The sequence below is a fragment of the Streptomyces sp. NPDC093795 genome (genome assembly GCF_044764665.1).
Lineage (GTDB): Bacteria > Actinomycetota > Actinomycetes > Streptomycetales > Streptomycetaceae > Streptomyces.
Map to the genome: position 1 here is coordinate 27288 of NZ_JBIWIO010000018.1, position 14263 is coordinate 41550.

Annotated in this window: 15 protein-coding genes, 1 tRNA gene and 5 pseudogenes; 9 read left to right on the forward strand and 12 right to left on the reverse strand. The window is 68.5% G+C overall.

Features of this window, described 5'->3' with window-relative positions; genetic code table 11:
• Window positions 1-222 precede the first annotated feature (222 nt).
• Both ACIRB7_RS33175 and ACIRB7_RS33180 read left to right on the forward strand, forming a co-directional pair.
• Complete coding sequence (locus ACIRB7_RS33175; RefSeq protein WP_403606431.1) at window positions 223-696, forward strand: hypothetical protein; 474 nt, start codon at window positions 223-225, stop codon at window positions 694-696.
• 245 nt (window positions 697-941) lie between these two features.
• A complete protein-coding gene (locus ACIRB7_RS33180; protein WP_403606434.1) occupies window positions 942-1481 on the forward strand; it encodes a hypothetical protein in 540 nt (179 codons plus the stop codon).
• A 92-nt stretch (window positions 1482-1573) separates the two neighbouring features.
• Here ACIRB7_RS33180 and ACIRB7_RS33185 read toward each other — a convergent pair whose 3' ends face one another.
• Both ACIRB7_RS33185 and ACIRB7_RS33190 read right to left on the reverse strand, forming a co-directional pair.
• Complete coding sequence (locus tag ACIRB7_RS33185) at window positions 1574-1759, reverse strand: hypothetical protein (protein ID WP_403606437.1); 186 nt, start codon at window positions 1757-1759, stop codon at window positions 1574-1576.
• A 326-nt stretch (window positions 1760-2085) separates the two neighbouring features.
• Complete coding sequence (locus tag ACIRB7_RS33190; protein WP_403606440.1) at window positions 2086-2745, reverse strand: TetR/AcrR family transcriptional regulator; 660 nt, start codon at window positions 2743-2745, stop codon at window positions 2086-2088.
• A gap of 119 nt (window positions 2746-2864) precedes the next feature.
• On the opposite strand from ACIRB7_RS33190, the gene ACIRB7_RS33195 reads away from it, so the two are divergent.
• Window positions 2865-2999 (forward strand): hypothetical protein, encoded by a 135-nt coding sequence (locus ACIRB7_RS33195; RefSeq protein ID WP_403606443.1) that lies wholly within the window; start codon window positions 2865-2867, stop codon window positions 2997-2999.
• Window positions 2999-3565 carry a hypothetical protein gene (locus tag ACIRB7_RS33200; protein WP_403606446.1) on the forward strand — a complete coding sequence of 189 codons (567 nt, stop codon included), beginning with the start codon at window positions 2999-3001 and terminating at the stop codon, window positions 3563-3565. The genes ACIRB7_RS33195 and ACIRB7_RS33200 overlap by 1 nt, the downstream gene beginning before the upstream one ends.
• A gap of 553 nt (window positions 3566-4118) precedes the next feature.
• Here the strand turns inward: ACIRB7_RS33200 and ACIRB7_RS33205 are convergent.
• The 4 genes and pseudogenes from ACIRB7_RS33205 to ACIRB7_RS33220 all read right to left on the reverse strand — a co-directional run bounded on the left by ACIRB7_RS33205 (window position 4119) and on the right by ACIRB7_RS33220 (window position 6515).
• On the reverse strand, window positions 4119-4847 hold the full coding sequence (locus ACIRB7_RS33205) for a hypothetical protein (protein ID WP_403606449.1): 729 nt from the start codon (window positions 4845-4847) through the stop codon (window positions 4119-4121).
• 87 nt (window positions 4848-4934) lie between these two features.
• Window positions 4935-5807: a transposase gene (locus ACIRB7_RS33210; RefSeq protein ID WP_403606452.1), complete on the reverse strand. Its 873-nt coding sequence runs from the start codon at window positions 5805-5807 to the stop codon at window positions 4935-4937.
• 53 nt (window positions 5808-5860) lie between these two features.
• Window positions 5861-6037 (reverse strand): annotated as a pseudogene (locus ACIRB7_RS33215) (transposase); the annotation flags it as partial.
• A 22-nt stretch (window positions 6038-6059) separates the two neighbouring features.
• The gene (locus ACIRB7_RS33220; protein WP_403606454.1) at window positions 6060-6515 is read right to left on the reverse strand and encodes a transposase family protein; all 456 of its coding nucleotides are present in this window, start codon (window positions 6513-6515) and stop codon (window positions 6060-6062) included.
• Window positions 6516-6837: 322 nt separating this feature from the next.
• Between ACIRB7_RS33220 and ACIRB7_RS33225 the strand changes: the two genes are divergently transcribed.
• Window positions 6838-6972, forward strand: a complete 135-nt coding sequence (locus ACIRB7_RS33225) for a hypothetical protein (protein ID WP_403606457.1) — start codon at window positions 6838-6840, stop codon at window positions 6970-6972.
• A 91-nt stretch (window positions 6973-7063) separates the two neighbouring features.
• A tRNA-Met gene (locus tag ACIRB7_RS33230) sits at window positions 7064-7137 on the forward strand.
• A 624-nt stretch (window positions 7138-7761) separates the two neighbouring features.
• On the opposite strand, the gene ACIRB7_RS33235 is transcribed toward ACIRB7_RS33230, so the two are convergent.
• The gene (locus tag ACIRB7_RS33235; RefSeq protein ID WP_403606460.1) at window positions 7762-7935 is read right to left on the reverse strand and encodes a CsbD family protein; all 174 of its coding nucleotides are present in this window, start codon (window positions 7933-7935) and stop codon (window positions 7762-7764) included.
• A gap of 1396 nt (window positions 7936-9331) precedes the next feature.
• Window positions 9332-9472, reverse strand: a complete 141-nt coding sequence (locus ACIRB7_RS33240) for a hypothetical protein (protein ID WP_403606463.1) — start codon at window positions 9470-9472, stop codon at window positions 9332-9334.
• A gap of 205 nt (window positions 9473-9677) precedes the next feature.
• Between ACIRB7_RS33240 and ACIRB7_RS33245 the strand changes: the two are divergent.
• Window positions 9678-10294: pseudogene (locus tag ACIRB7_RS33245) on the forward strand (Imm21 family immunity protein).
• 289 nt (window positions 10295-10583) lie between these two features.
• Here the strand turns inward: ACIRB7_RS33245 and ACIRB7_RS33250 are convergent.
• Window positions 10584-11211: pseudogene (locus ACIRB7_RS33250) on the reverse strand (class I SAM-dependent methyltransferase).
• Between the two features lie 563 nt (window positions 11212-11774).
• On the opposite strand from ACIRB7_RS33250, the gene ACIRB7_RS33255 reads away from it, so the two are divergent.
• Window positions 11775-12044, forward strand: a complete 270-nt coding sequence (locus tag ACIRB7_RS33255) for a GlsB/YeaQ/YmgE family stress response membrane protein (RefSeq protein WP_403606466.1) — start codon at window positions 11775-11777, stop codon at window positions 12042-12044.
• 79 nt (window positions 12045-12123) lie between these two features.
• Here the strand turns inward: ACIRB7_RS33255 and ACIRB7_RS33260 are convergent.
• Window positions 12124-12402, reverse strand: a pseudogene (locus ACIRB7_RS33260) (IS5/IS1182 family transposase); the annotation flags it as partial.
• A 1-nt stretch (window position 12403) separates the two neighbouring features.
• Here ACIRB7_RS33260 and ACIRB7_RS33265 point away from each other — a divergent pair.
• Window positions 12404-12556, forward strand: a pseudogene (locus ACIRB7_RS33265) (ATP-binding protein); the annotation flags it as partial.
• Here ACIRB7_RS33265 and ACIRB7_RS33270 read toward each other — a convergent pair.
• Complete coding sequence (locus ACIRB7_RS33270) at window positions 12499-13338, reverse strand: hypothetical protein (protein ID WP_403606469.1); 840 nt, start codon at window positions 13336-13338, stop codon at window positions 12499-12501. The pseudogene ACIRB7_RS33265 and the gene ACIRB7_RS33270 overlap by 58 nt on opposite strands.
• Before the next feature lie 429 nt (window positions 13339-13767).
• The coding region (locus ACIRB7_RS33275) for a hypothetical protein (protein ID WP_403606472.1) at window positions 13768-14263 on the reverse strand (496 nt) is incomplete at its 5' end.

The window sequence follows — 14263 nt, forward strand, 5'->3', positions numbered from 1 at the left end:
CTTATCCGCCCAGTCGGCGAACCGGCTGCCCGGCGCAGCCGTCGATGGGGGCATGGAGATCGGCGAGGAGTACATTGCCGGACCAGGGCTGGTCGTCCTGAGCATCACGGACTCAGTTCGCGCTGTGATGGACGGTAGTAAGGGCGCTGCACGGCACCGGCCCGGCCCAGGCCGCCGCGATCGAGCGGTACGGGCTCTACAACGGTCGGCGCACTCGCCGCGATGGAGGAGACCGTCGTATGCCGGATCCTCGGAGGGAAGGCCGGACGCACCCTGCGCGACCGCGCCCGCGGGATCGACCCCCGTACGATCACCGCCCACCGGTCGTCACCCTCGCCGAACGGATCCGCCGGCGCGACCAGATCGCCCGCAGGGTGGCCTTGTCCGTACGTCTCGCCGACGGCTCCACCGTGGAGCGCACCCGCGCGCTCCCCCCAGGCCTCCGCCCACACCGAAGACCTTCGGTCGACGACCTTCCGGATCCTGGACGCGTTCGCGTTCCAGCGGGCCAGGATCCGCCGCATCACCCTGGCCCCCGAAGACCTCCGCCCCGCCGACGAAGGACCCGGCACGCAGATCTCCCTCGACCCCGAGCGGGAGAACCGGCTCTCCCTCGAATCCGTCCTGGACCGCATCAACCAGCGGTACGGACGGCGCCTCGCCGGGCCCGCCAGCGCCTACCGGCAGGCCAGCTGACCTGAGACCAGGCAGTCGGTACCGGGAGTCTCGCCGCGCCCGGGGCGCGCGCGGCGAGGCGCGCTACAACTGCCTGAGGAATATGTCGTCATCCGGCTGAGGGGCGCTGCGGCTCTTCGGCATCGTGTCCCGGGAAGGCTCGCGCGGGGGCCTCCTGCGGAAGCCGAGACGGAGGGATGGCGACGAACTGGGATCGGGACGGGTGGCGGCTGGAGGGGTTCGAGTCGCATGAAGGTGTGGTCGGAGTGCTGCTGGCCGACGGCAGTGAGCCGGGGCCGGTCTTCTTCGACCTGGGCAGCGGTGGCTCCGTCCACGAGTCGATCAACTGGTGGAACTACGACGGGACGTTTCGCTGGCCGACGGCGACATCGATGCGGGGCCGGTGCGCGTGGGGCCGGCGTGGTGAGAAGACCTACCCGATCGACTGGGAGCAAGTCCGCGGAGATGACGAACCCGACGCCTACGACACGTCCGGCCCGTACGGGAACTGGAAGGCCCACATCGACGAGGTGGCCGCGCGGGCGGTAAAACTCCCGCAGGATCTGACGGACCTGCTGGCCCAGGTACGGGAACGGGTGGACCGGCTCCTGCTGGAAGACGAGTACGTGAGGGTGCTGAAGGCCGCCGACGAGCTGGAGGACATCGTCACCCAGGCCGCCCCGACCGCCGTCAGGTGCCTCGCCCGCAGGCCGGAAGCACCGGCTCCCGGGGTCGCCGAGGCCCTCGGCATGACCGAGGAGGCGGCCCGAAGCCGCCTCGTCCACTACGAGTACCTCGACCGCTGATCCATGGCCGCGCCGCGTGGACCTGCACGTAGGCGCTCGGGCCCCTGCCGTGCCGGACGGTGCCAGTCTCGTCACCGGCACGCGACAGGCCCTCACGCCTCCCGGGGTTCAGCGGCGCTGATGGCGCTGTCGATCACCGCGCAGACTGCCGCAAGGTCCCCATCCTCGATCACCGTCCCCGGGTCGTTGGCGAGTGTCTTCGGGAGGCCCTGGACGCAGTGGACCACGGCGCAGAGCGCTACCCGCTGGTCCGCCGCAAGGGGCGCCAGCTCGGCCATCGGTACATGAGGCCGTCCAGCCGCTCGCGGGCCGAATCCGAAACCCCGGCGTGCCCGCGGTGACCGATGCCGTCGCAGTCCGACGGGGTCCAGGCCGGTCATGGCCTCCTCCACGGCATCCGCCAGCGGACCGGAAATCCAGGCCCCGGCCGGAAGGGGCAAGGACCGAATCCAGGCCGCAGCCCGCCGACCGACGGCCGCTGCCTGCGCGAGCACCTCGGCCTCTCCCTGCCGTTTCCGCAGCGTGGGCAGCTCCGTGACCAGCAGATACGGGACAACCCTTAAGCAAGATCCGGAAGGCAGTACCGCTACCGCTCAAGGCGGACTCACCGAGAGCCGTGTCGAGGATGTTCCCGATCCTCGATCTGGTGCCCGCTCAAGATCGCCGGTTCCCCCTCATCGACGGGACAGTCCGCAGGCCGCAAGCCGGCGAGCGTCACCTCCACGAGCCGCCGGACCGCCGCCTTCGACGGTAGCCCCGCCGCCGCGCCGAGGGCGTGGAGGCAGTACGCGGCGAGCTCGTCGGGGGAGACGTCGGCGCGCAGCGCACCGCTCGCGGCGCCCTCGGCAACGAGGTCTCGGACGAGTTCTAGGAGTCGCTGGTGAGCCTGGGTGATGGCCGGGCCCTGGTGGAGCAGGGCGGCCATGCCGGTGCCGTGGTGACCGTGACGCTCGTACGAGATGAGCGCGTACGTCTCCAGGACGGCGTGGAGCTGCCGGCCGGGATCCGCAGTGCGGTCCCGTACGGCTTGCAGCTGTTCGAGGTGGTGGGCGACCCGACGCTCATGCCAGGCGACAAGGACCGACTCGACGTCCGGGAAGTACTTGTAGAGCGTTGCCCGCCCGATGCCGGTCTCCTGTGCGATCCGCGACATGGTGACGGACATCAGGCCGTGCTCGGCCACGAGCGTGGCGGTGGCGTCGAGCGTCGCGTCCCGCACAGCGTTGCGGTGTTCTTCGATCGTCTCGTTCCACAGCTTCGGCATCCCCACAATGTACGGGACGACGCAAGCGTGACACTATGACTTGACAGAGACAACTTGTATCGAAAAAGTGGGCGGCCCGACCCCCGCCGTTCCGTTTCCGTACGCATCGGAGTCTTCTCATGTCCGAGCAGTCCCCTCCCCCGCACGTTCCCCGACCCCGCTGGGTGACCGCGCTCCTGATCGGTGCGGCGATCCTCGTCGTGGCCTTCCTCGCTCTCCATCTGGCCGGCGGCGGTATGCGGGGCCACGGCTGATGGCGATGTCGCCGCGCGTACGCAAGCTCGCCCTCACCACTCACGTGACCGTCTCGGTCGGGTGGTTCGGCGCGGTCGCGGTGTTCCTCGCTCTCGCCGTGACGGGATTGACTGCGCAGGACGCGCTGACGGTGCGGTCGGTGTACGTCACGATGGGCGTGGCCGGCTGGTACGTGATCCTGCCGCTCTGTTTCGCCTCCCTGGTGACTGGCGTCGTGTCCTCACTCGGAACGACGTGGGGCCTCCTGCGCTACTACTGGGTGACGGTGAAGCTCGCGATCACCGTTCTCGCGACCGGCGCGCTGCTCCTCCACATGCCGCCCATCAGCCACATCGCACGCGCGGCGGCGGCACCGGACTGGTCTGGCGGAACCCTCACCGGCCTGCGAACCCAGCTCGTCATCCAGTCCGCCGCGGCCCTGGTCGTACTCCTGCTGGCGATCGGCTTGTCTACCTACAAGCCGCAGGGCCGGACCCGCTATGGGCAACGCAAGCAGCAGCGTTCGGGTCCCGATCAGAGGTCCAAGGTGAGCATCGGACTCCGCACCCGAGAAACACACGGATAGAGCAGCGGCGTCCACGCCACCTCCGGCAACACGCTGTTCCCGTGGTCCCGCACCCAGGGGACGGGCCCCGGCCGCGTGCTGGCCGGACGAATACGGCGGAGCGCGCCTAGTGGTCGTGTAGTCACTGGCCGATCATCAGGCTCACGCCCTGGTCCAGGCGCTGGTTCGCGTGCGGATCACCGGGCGGGGTGAGCAGCCTGTCGCGGTTGCCTGCCGCCGAGTTCTGACACACAGCAGGTCACAGCATCTGCTGGAGCCAGTAGCCCAGCAGGCTGGCCACCGTCAGACCGGTGCCGTAGCTGAGGCCCCGGACGAAGTGGTCGAGGGCGGTGCGGTGACGGCGCCCTTTGCGGTTGGTTCGTGCGCGGCGCTGGCGGGACGGCTGCTGCTGGGGCTGCGGGGGGGGTTCTCGGCCTCGGACATCGGGCGGATCCTGCGGACATGGCGAAGGGAGCCCTTGGCTTTGTTCACTTCTCTAAGGGCTCTGGCTCAACTTCTGTGAGCGGTAACGCTGCGTGCTGCTGAAAACCCACTGCACGAGCCTTATCTGCGCTCACTGCCCCGAAGAGGGGAGGTTCGCGGCTGTGTACTCCTCCGCGACGCCGAATCTGCTGGCACACCGCGGGCATTCAGCTTTTCCGAAGAGGTAGGTGAGACCGTTCGCGAGCCGACTCTGGTCATAACGGACTGCCGTGTCGTACATCCAGCGTCCGGTGCCTACGAGGTCTTCCGGCGGCACGGGCTTCAGATCGCGTCGTTCAATGTCTCCGGCATGCCAGTCCCGGATTGCTGAGTACCGCCCGTGGTCGCCGATGGCGACAGTCACTTCCACGTCGCAGTGAGGGCAGCGCAGGTGGTAGAAGTCGTCCGAGAAGTCTCCGAGTACGGCACTCCAGTGGTACTGCCCAGTGGCTGCCAGCAGGTCACGGAAGGCATGCAGATAGCCGACTGGCCGCAATTTCAGGCGTTGGTCCAGAAGTGCCTGAAGTCGGGGCACCACGTCGGTGCAGCTTCTCAGTAGGTCGTCAGCGCCATGGTCCTGAAGGGCTCCCCGCATGATTGATCCGGCCAGGCTGAGCGCCTCAGGGCTTTTTGCACCGATCGCCACCAGGCGTGGAAGTGCGGCGAAGCTCGCCGGAACCACGGTCTCACCTTCGAGACATAGCGCATCCCAAAGGTCGTCCCATGCTTCGGCACCACTTTCGGTCTCCACCTGGTCCAGGAGCGCGGGCACCCGGCCGGCGGTTCCTAGGGGGTCGAGCACCTGCGTCCAGTCGATCACATGGGTATTCAATCGGCAGGGCACAGGTCATGGTCGAGCTGGGGCTGGGACCACGTGCTCGTCATGAGGCGAGCAGGACTCGCTTCCTCAGCAGGTCGAAGCCAGCACGGCCGTCTGTCGCTTGAGCATCTTGATCCGGTTGACGTGGCCTTCGACGACGCCCGAGCTCCAGGGCAGTGTGAGGCCAGCGATGACGGCATCGCGATCCCGGTCGATGCCGTTGGCGAGGGTGTGGAGGCTGGGAAGGTCGTCTTGTCTGACCGAGGCGAGCCAGTCCTGCAGCCGCTGGCCCTGGCGGTCGGTGAGCATGGTCGCGAAGGAACGGGCATGTCGCGTGAGCGCGTCGAGTTCGGGGCAGATGGCCCGTACATTCTTGAGCTGGACCTGTTTGGATTCGTTGAGAGATTCCGGTCGCCGCAGGATCCACCCAGCGACGGTCCGGGGCGAAGGTGGGCGGGCCGTCACGGGTTGGGGTGAGGTGCGTTTCTTGCGTATGTAGGCACGAACGCGCTGGTAGCTGCCCTTGTAACCCAGCGGGACGATCTCCTCCCAGACCTTCCAGGCGTTGCTGCATCCCTCGTTCCAGCGCTCGTCGAGGTAGGTCTTGTACTCGTCGAGGACGGAGGTTCGGTTCTGCCACTGGCCAGTGGACAGCTCCTCCGGCGCCGCAGCGTCGGCGAAGCGCTGGACCGTTCGCCAGGTCATGCCGAGCTGACGTTGGATCGAACGGCGGCTGTGGCCGGCTTGCAGCAGGGCGTGGATGGCGGCGTGCCTCGCCCGGGTCCGGTCGGCAAACCGATGGCCGGTCGGCCACGGCGAGTCGGCCGACTCCGACCCTGGGGCGGGTTCGAGCTGTTCATGCCCTTCAGTGGTCGTCTCGGGGACAAGGATGCGCAAGCAGCCGCTGTGCTGGGCGACGCTTCGCTCTGCGGCCTCACTGAGGTTGTGCCACAGTGCCACCGATCTGCGACCTGGACGGCCTGAGGCGCCCCCGCGGTGGCGCCCTCGGCGAAGAACGGGGCCCGATCCCGGCACACGACCTCGATTCCGGGCCGCTGGGCCAGCCACGCGGCCAGGCTCGATGCCTCCGTGTCAGGCAGCAGGTCGACCGGGCGACGTGTCTGGACGTCCACGAGGACGGTGCCGTAGTGGCGGCCCTTGCGGGTGGCGTACTCGTCGACGCCGACCACCCTCGGCGCCGGGACTTCCGGCTCAGGCAGTGCGTCGAGTCAGCCGCAGAACGGTGCTGCGGCTGACTGATACCCCGAGGACACCGGTCAGGCGGGCGCCAGCCCGGCCCGCGAGCGCGAGACCGATCGCGGCCAGCATCGACCGCAACCGTTCGGTTCGCTGACCGTGCCGGCGGGTCAGCCCAGGTATCTGCTCCACGAAGGTCCGCCGCCCGAACACGGCCTTCGGGCAGGTGAACCGCCGGACTCGCAGCCGCAGTACGACATTTCGACCGGCGCTGGGCACATCAGCGGGAAATCGCAGGTAGGAGCCGTGAACACGGCTCGACCACGTCCCGCATCCCGGGCACTCGGCACCCGCCGCAGTGCAGCACACGTCGACGTGCACCATCGTGATATTCACGTCCACCGCCAGCACCACGACGTCACCGACGGACGGCAGCAGCAGCTCCTTCACACGGAGCACGAGTTCATCCACGGCTCCGAACTGTCAGTCACACAGCACGGCCCCTGCTCGTTTTCAGGCAACTTTCCGAGCCGCCAATACGACCTCAGCTGTTACTCAGCGTGCACGCACCACAAAACCTGAGCCAGAACCCCCTAGAAAGTGAACGAAGCCAACGGGATGAGGGACAGCGGAACGTTCGAGTTCTTCGTTCTGAATCTGACCAAGGAGCCCCTGAAGGGCACGGTCACGTGGAGTGGGGCGAGTCGTACCGTAGATATCGACGTCAACGGTCTGGAGCCTTGCGCGGTGTCGCGACGTGCGGGCTTCTCCCCCGAGCGGGGACGCGAGACATGTGGAGCTGGAGCGAACGAGGCAGGCAGTCCAGCTGAACTGCTTCGACGGGGACCGGTATGTGGTGGTCACCATCAGCGACTACGGCATAGCCGTCCTGCCCACCAAGACCTCGCCCTACACCTGGGGCTGGTAAACCCCCGAACACGGGGTACCGGCGGCGCCGTCCGGGAAGGGGCAGCCTGGTCTTGGGCGGTGCCGTGGTGGCGTACAGTTGGGCCTTCCGACGCGGGGTGGAGCAGCTCGGTAGCTCGCTGGGCTCATAACCCAGAGGTCGCAGGTTCAAATCCTGTCCCCGCTACTGAAGTGACATGAGGCCCGGATCCACAGGATCCGGGCCTCATGCGTGCGCCTGCATCTCAAGCTGCCCATCCGGTTCTCGTCGCCCGGGCCGGCGAGGCTTCCCCCTGCCGTGCAGGGGGCGAGGTTCCCTCAGGACACGATGAGGGCCCGAAGTAGTTCGGCCAGGGCGGACGGCGGGATGCGGACGCCGGTCACGACTCCTGCTCTCAGCGCGGGTGTGCGGGATCAGCGGCCGGGTGCTGTCGTGCTCGGTCACGAGCAACCCGGCCGAGGAGACCGGTAGCGCCCGGGGGTGGTGCGGATGATCTGGACGTCGGCGCCTGCGCAGCAGGCCCGTGGTGCACATGGCATGGAGCAGGGCCCGTGGGGAGCGGGCCGGTACGCCGGCGGCCGCGCGGTGCCTCGAAGGAGGTGGCGGGGTGTGGGCGGAGAGGGCCGAAGGCCTACCGGTACTCGACCGGTCTTCAGGGCGCCATCATCACCGGGTCAGGGCTGTCGTCTCGGCCGGCCGGGCCGTGGCCGGTGACCGCAACGGCTGCAGGGCGTGGCGGCCCCGTTCCGCCGCACGCGGCTGGGCCCGGCCTGCAGGAGGACGGGCCCGAGCGAACGAGTCTGGGGTCGGTCAGTGTCGCAAGTCGTCCTTGACGTCTTCCTTGGTCTCACGAGCCTTGCCCTTGGCCTGGTCCGCGTGGCCCTCCGCGGTCATCCGCTCGTTGCCGACGGTGCGGCCGATGGCCTCCTTGGCCTTGCCCTTCGTCTGCTCGACCTGCGCCTTGCTCTTCTCCGTGCCCGACATCGGGACCTCCTCCTGAATAGCCGGATTGGTCTTGACCGACGCCTGCTCCCGATCTCCACACTCAAACCTCATGCCGCCGGAGAGCGGTGAGGTGAGCCCGGTGCGAGAGGGCTGGAAGCGGATCGGCCTATCGTGGGCCTATGCGGCTGTTGCTGATGTCCGACACTCATCTGCCGACCCGTGCAAAGTGGTTGCCCGAGGCTGATCGGGGCGGCGTCGCGCACACCGTCGTCGTCCCGGTCTGCGTCGGCGTACTCACGAGCCAGCCGGCGCACGGCGTCGTTGTCGAGGTCGGTATTGAGGGCGATGGGCATGGGGATCATTTGTTCGCCGAGGTCGGCTGCACTGCCTGGTGTGATCGGCCGGGCAACCAGGCCGGGGTCGGCCTGGAAGTCGGTGACCAGGGCACTGTCGTCGGCCAGGGTCGCGGTGAGGTAGACGCGGCGGCGGGGTCGGGCGAAGGAGGGGATACGGTCGATCGGCGGGCACGAGGGCCGGATCTCAATCGCCGTGGACGTCGCCGTCGCGGAGCACTGGGGCAGGACGTGCGCGATCAGCGGCCACGCGAACTTGAAGCCGTCGCCACCGCGGGTAGGGGTGCAGGATCTTCAGAAACTGCTCGTTCTTGTCCGACCACGCCCAGAAGGGGATGGTGGCGAGCGCGCTGAAGTCCCGCGTCCTCGTACCCGGCCCGCTCGGCCTCGCCCACGGTGCTCAGCGCCACCGTCAGGATCCCCTCCGACACCTCAGGGAGGAGGAAGTTGTCCAGGTCGATTAGGGCCCACGTGCACCGCTGTGCCGCCGCGAGGACCTCGGCGTTGTCCAGCGCCACGGTCGGGCCAGTTCCTCCGCCCGAGCCTCCTCAGGGGTGGGGAGGCCTGCTGCGGAGGTGGGCGAGAACCCACGTGTCGGGCCGACAGTGCAGACAAGGCGCCCGGCCTCCTGCGAGGCGGGTGCGCGGGAGCGGTGTGAGCACTGCTGACTCGGGTAGCTGGGCCGGCATGTTCAGACACCGACGTGTAAGGGTTGCGTGCGTCCTGCTGGTCAGCTGGTGGGCGCTGACCGCCATGGGACGCTGGGCGGAGCACGCTACTTGGCCAAGGGCCATGTTGAACGGACTGCTGCTGGGGTGCGTGGTGGCGGGGACGTGGTGGTTCGCCGAGATGACACAGGGGCGATCGCCACGAAGGAGGGATCCATGCCCCATTCCCTCGGGGCGGGCCGACACGAAACCGGAGCAGGAGTCAGCACCCGAGCGTTGTACGGAGAAGGGTCTCAGGCGTGCTCGATGATCCCGTGTGGGCGAGGCGCCGGGCACGAGAGGGATAACGGGGCCCCTTGCCGAGTGTAGGGGCGTCGCGCTGACGAACACACGAAGTGGAGATCGGGTCCCTGCTCAGAGGACCGGCTGCATCGACCGCAGCCGCTCGGCGATGTCATACACCGACAACCGCAGCCCTCGGACGTCGCGGATCAGCGTCTCCCACGGCTCGAGGGCCTCATCGACACTCGCTCCGGAAGCCCGGATGTACCCCACCGCCCCTCCATACGCGAAGAACGCGTTGCGGGTCGGCAGTGGCCGCAGCAATACCAGGGCATCAGCACTTCAATGAGCATGCGGACAACTGGGCTCCGATGAGCGCGGGGACGTTGTCAGTGGGCGAGTGCACACTGACGGCATGATCACCTCTTCGTCCATCGCAGGCGTTGCCTCCGGCTCCTCCCTTGTTTGGGTGGAGTCGATGGGCGGCCCTCTGATCGTCGTTCCCGTCTCCGCCCTGGCCTCCTGGGGTGGGTGTACGGAGAGTGGTCTTATGGCGGGAGGCGCCATTGCCCCAGACGACTACGACCGGGCCTGCGCAGTGGACGATTGGGCCGGTGCGATCCCCATCGACGAGAACGGTACGCAGGCCCTGGTGCTGGCGGACGAGCCGGCGACCAGCTGCTATCTGCCGGAGCATCGAGCGTTCCTGCGGTGGCTCCCCGCCGAAACCGAGCCGGAATGAGAGCCGCAGCAGACGTTGTCCTCGCAGGCCCAGCCACGGTATGGGATGAGTGCGGCACTTGGGTCTCGGACGGTCCGGCGGTACTCATGGACTCCGCCGAAGCAGGTTCCGACCTGGGCATCGAGTACCCCGACGGCGGGATGCCCGCCCAGGCATCGGTCCCACTGTCCGCCGGCCGCTGGAGGGTCCGCGCCACGCAGACCAAGGCGGACGAGGAGAACTGGGTCCGCCTGGTCCAGCTCCTGCCCGCCCTCACCAACACCTTCGGCAGGGCCAAGATCCGCGGCAAACTCCCCCACCACCAGCCCACAGGCACCGACCTGGACGCCACACTCTCTGCCCTGGCCGGCTGATCCCACCAGCACGCAGGCCATCGCTCACGGTGCCCCGCTGAGCGGTCGGTCCTACGCCCTGTCCTCGTCAACCCACCGTTGCGCGCGTGTGCACATATCGCCTTGGGACCCGGAATGGCGCACAGTGCGGTGGGGATCGTCAGAGCCTTCTGTCCCGCCGGGGTCAAATCCCGGATCGGGTGCGTGGTCGCGCCCGATGCCCTGCCGCCCGTCGCGGGGTGCAGTCGATCGAGTCATGAGACCACTCGGACTTTTGCCCGGGCCGGTCCCCTCGTACGAAGGGGCGGACTCACGTGGCGGGGCGGCAGTGCACGCTTACGGCGTAGCCGCAGTCTTGAGAGTAGGGATCGCCGCTCCAGGTGGCGTAGCGCTGCCGCAAGGTCAGTCCGGCCTGGGTGCACCAGTGGTCGAATTTCTGTCAGGGTCACCGTCGGTTCCTGCAGCGGCAGGTGTGCTGCATCCAGACCCATGCCCGTGACCAGCAGCCCCCCAGGGCACAGTACGGCGGCCAGCTGCCGAACAACCACGGGCTCGGTGCCGGGGGCCAGCAGGGGGATGACGTTTCCGGCGGCGAGCGCCAGGTCGAAGCCCTGGTCCAGGCCGAGGGTGTCCAGACGGGCCAGGTCACCGAAGAGCCACTCCTGCGTGGGGGCGTCTCGGCGGGCCACGGCGAGCATCGAGGGGTCGACGTCCACGCCGGTGCAGTGGTGGCCGAGCTCCGCAAGTCGTATCGCGATCCGGCCGGTGCCGCAGCCGGCGTCGAGCACCCGGGCGGCGGGCTTCAGCAATGCGGTGCAGAAGGTGGCCTCGCCGTGGATGTCGTGGCCTGATGCGGCGAGCTGCGCGAAACGCTGAGCGTAGTCGTCTCCGGATTGTCCGCCGGTCAGTTCTGCCCAACGGTCGCGTTGCCCAGTCATGTTCCAGTGCCTTCCGGTCAGCCTCGCCCAGCAAGCAGGAGCGAAGACGGTGGTATCACACTATGCGCGACCGTAAGTGGGCACCTCGCGGGTGACCAGGTCGTCCCCCTGGACCAGCACGCCGACTCAATGGCGGGAAGGGGTGCTGTGGGTGGGATGTGCGGGCTGGTAGCAGCCGATTCGCCAGCACGCAGTCGCTCCTCGGCAGCCAGCTGGTCGGCCCCGTGACCCTTCACCGGCCCCTGAAAGGACCTCGAGCACGGTGTCGGGAGACTCACCACCTTCAAGACCCCGCACGCCTGACTGCCCTCACCATGGCCGGGGTGCGGGTCGTGCTGCATGCGGCCACTGGGCTGCTTCGACCTCTCAAGGTTGGATGGCTGTCTCCGAAGCGTTACGGAGGCTGGTCCTGGTCGTCACCGTCGACGCGGGCCCCGATGCCTCGGCACCGAAGCGGCACCGCCGCTCCACCCGGACCGGTGGAACACAGCAGGTTTGAAAGCCCTCGAACAGCGCAGACGCTGTACTGACGCAGGCTTTATACGAGTAGGTGGGAGACCAGCATGGGCATCATCGCGTGGATTTTGATCGGCCTGATCGCCGGTTTCATCGCCAAGGCGCTCATGCCGGGCAGGGACCCAGGCGGCGTCATCATCACGATCCTGATCGGCATCGCGGGCGGCCTGCTGGGGGGATTCCTCGGCAAGGTCATATTCGGCGTCGACTCCATCGACGGTTTCTTCGAACTCTCCACCTGGATCGCGGCCATCATCGGCTCCGTCATCCTCCTGGCCCTATACCGGGTCGTGACCGGCAACCGACGACACGCCTGAGCCGCTTCCCTGGAGCCACACCGCAACACAACGCCAAACGGCTCCCCCCTTGGAAACAAGGAGGGGAGCCGTTTCGCACGAAGCGGGTGCAGTCGTTGGTGTTGCCGCCGGTGACGACGAAGGGCGAGGGGACGGCTCTGGCCGTCGCAGGCGAGGCGAATCTTGCTGGTCAGCCCGCCTCTGGGCCGTCTGAGAGCCGGGTTGCGGAGCCCCCCTTTTCGGACCCCGACCGCGTGCTGATGGGCACGCACGACGGTCGGGTCGACCGCGACGAGCCAATCGATGTCGCGGCCACATCGGCTTTCGCCTGGGCGGCCCGGAGCATCCGGTCCAACGTTCCGTCAATCGCCCACCTGCGTGAGTGGGGGCAAGTGTTCGGCGACGAAGTCCTCGCCACCGCCATACTCGACCGCCTCCTGCATCACTGCGACGTGATCTCCATCAACGGTCCCCGCTACCGGCTAAAGAACCGGCTCGCTGCCATCGAACGCGACCGCGACGACGCAGCCTGACCGAGCTCCCCGGCGCCTTCACAGGTCAGTCCAGACATGTCCCTCGGAGTTGTCGTGCCACCCCCGGAAGTACCAGTTGGCAAGATCCCCGAGTCGCTCGGTGCAGTCCTCGAAATAGGCATCGGGCGCTGCGCGTGGAGCGCCATCCGCACGGCCGCGGTCTTGCCCCGGCCCGGGTCGCCGAACACACACATCGGGCCCTGGGTCGCCATCGCCTGCCCGACCGCCTCGGCCACCGCCCGCACCGACGACGTCCGCATCAGCTGCGCGCCCGCCGGCAACGCCACACCCGCCAGCGCACCGTCCTCCCCCACCGACGCGGCCGCGACCGCCTCCGGCGCAGGGTGCGGCGGCCGGGGCGCAGACGTCTTCGCCGCGCCGCCCTCCCGCAGGCAGGCCAGGGCAAGGTCAGCCAGCGCCTGCCTCGTCTGCTGTTCCTCCTGCTCCCGCCGCACGACCACGCGATCCGGCAGGATCCTGCCGGCCTGAAGTTCCCGGCGTACCACCCGGTGCAACGACGCCAGGGCGGGCACTTCGCCCCCGGCCTCCTTCAGATACCGGTGCAGCGCCGCCACATTCCCGCCCGCCTGCGCCAGCACCTCCCACGCCTGGTCGGACAACTCCAGCCGAGCCCGCGACCTGCGCTCCATGCGGCCCTCCGTGCGCGCCGCCTCCAGCCACCGACACACCGTGCGCACATTCACCCCGCCGACCTGCGCGCCCGCACGCACATGCGCCGTCGTCAACGCCCCGGCCGCATCGAGCTCCAGCAGCCGCGCCACCAGCACCGGCCTGGACACTCTCAGGCCTGCCGTGATCTCACCCCACGCGCCTGGCTCCCCCACCCCACACCCTTCCGCCCGCGCAAGACCGACACCGTGCCTCCGCGCAGCCCTCGGAAGGATCAGAAGTGCCGTTCCCGAGACAGTGGAGCGGAGTGGGGTGTTACCGGCCTGTGACAGCCATGCCCACTGCAGATACCGCCCCACAGCAGTGACGCTGCCCATCATCAACGCCCGATCAGCGAAAACACCCCGACCTGACATGCCGTCACCGACAATCACCCACCGACGCCAAACCGGCACATCGCAGCTGCAGCAGGCTCGGCGGGGCCGGGATGCGGACGAGGTGGTCGGCGTAGGGGACGACCGCCGCGTTGCCCCGGCGGAATCGGGATCGTGGAGTGAGCCGGGTCCGGGGCCCGGCTTCTGTCAGAAGCCTGCCTCGAAGCCCATGATCTCGGTCGCGTTGGCCACCCAGAGCCGGTCCCCGGAGCTCACCGCAGACCAGGGCTGCGACCGCGTGTCCACCTCGTACGCCCTTTTCCACGCCTGCTTTCCGTCGGCGAGCGCATGGCCGTACAGGCCCGGGTCGGCGCCACCGGTGACGCCGAGCAGGAGAAGTCCCCCGAAGGTGCGCAGGACCTGGTGGAGGCCCTCGCCGAGGTCGGGGGTCTGCCACTGGCGGGTGCCGGTGGTGAGGTCGTAGGCCGTGAGGGGGCCGTGAACGCCGGTGAGGTCGGTGCCGACCGGCGGTGCGGGGGCGGTGAAGAGGGTCCTGCCCAGCGGGACAAGCTGCCGGAGGTTCTCGGAGTTCCCTTGTCGGGCGGCGGCACCCGCGGCTGGGTCGGGGGGACAAGACGCCGCCGTGCCCCATATATGGGGTAGTACAGATGTGGGCGGTGTGGGCGGGGTGTGAGTGGCAGCC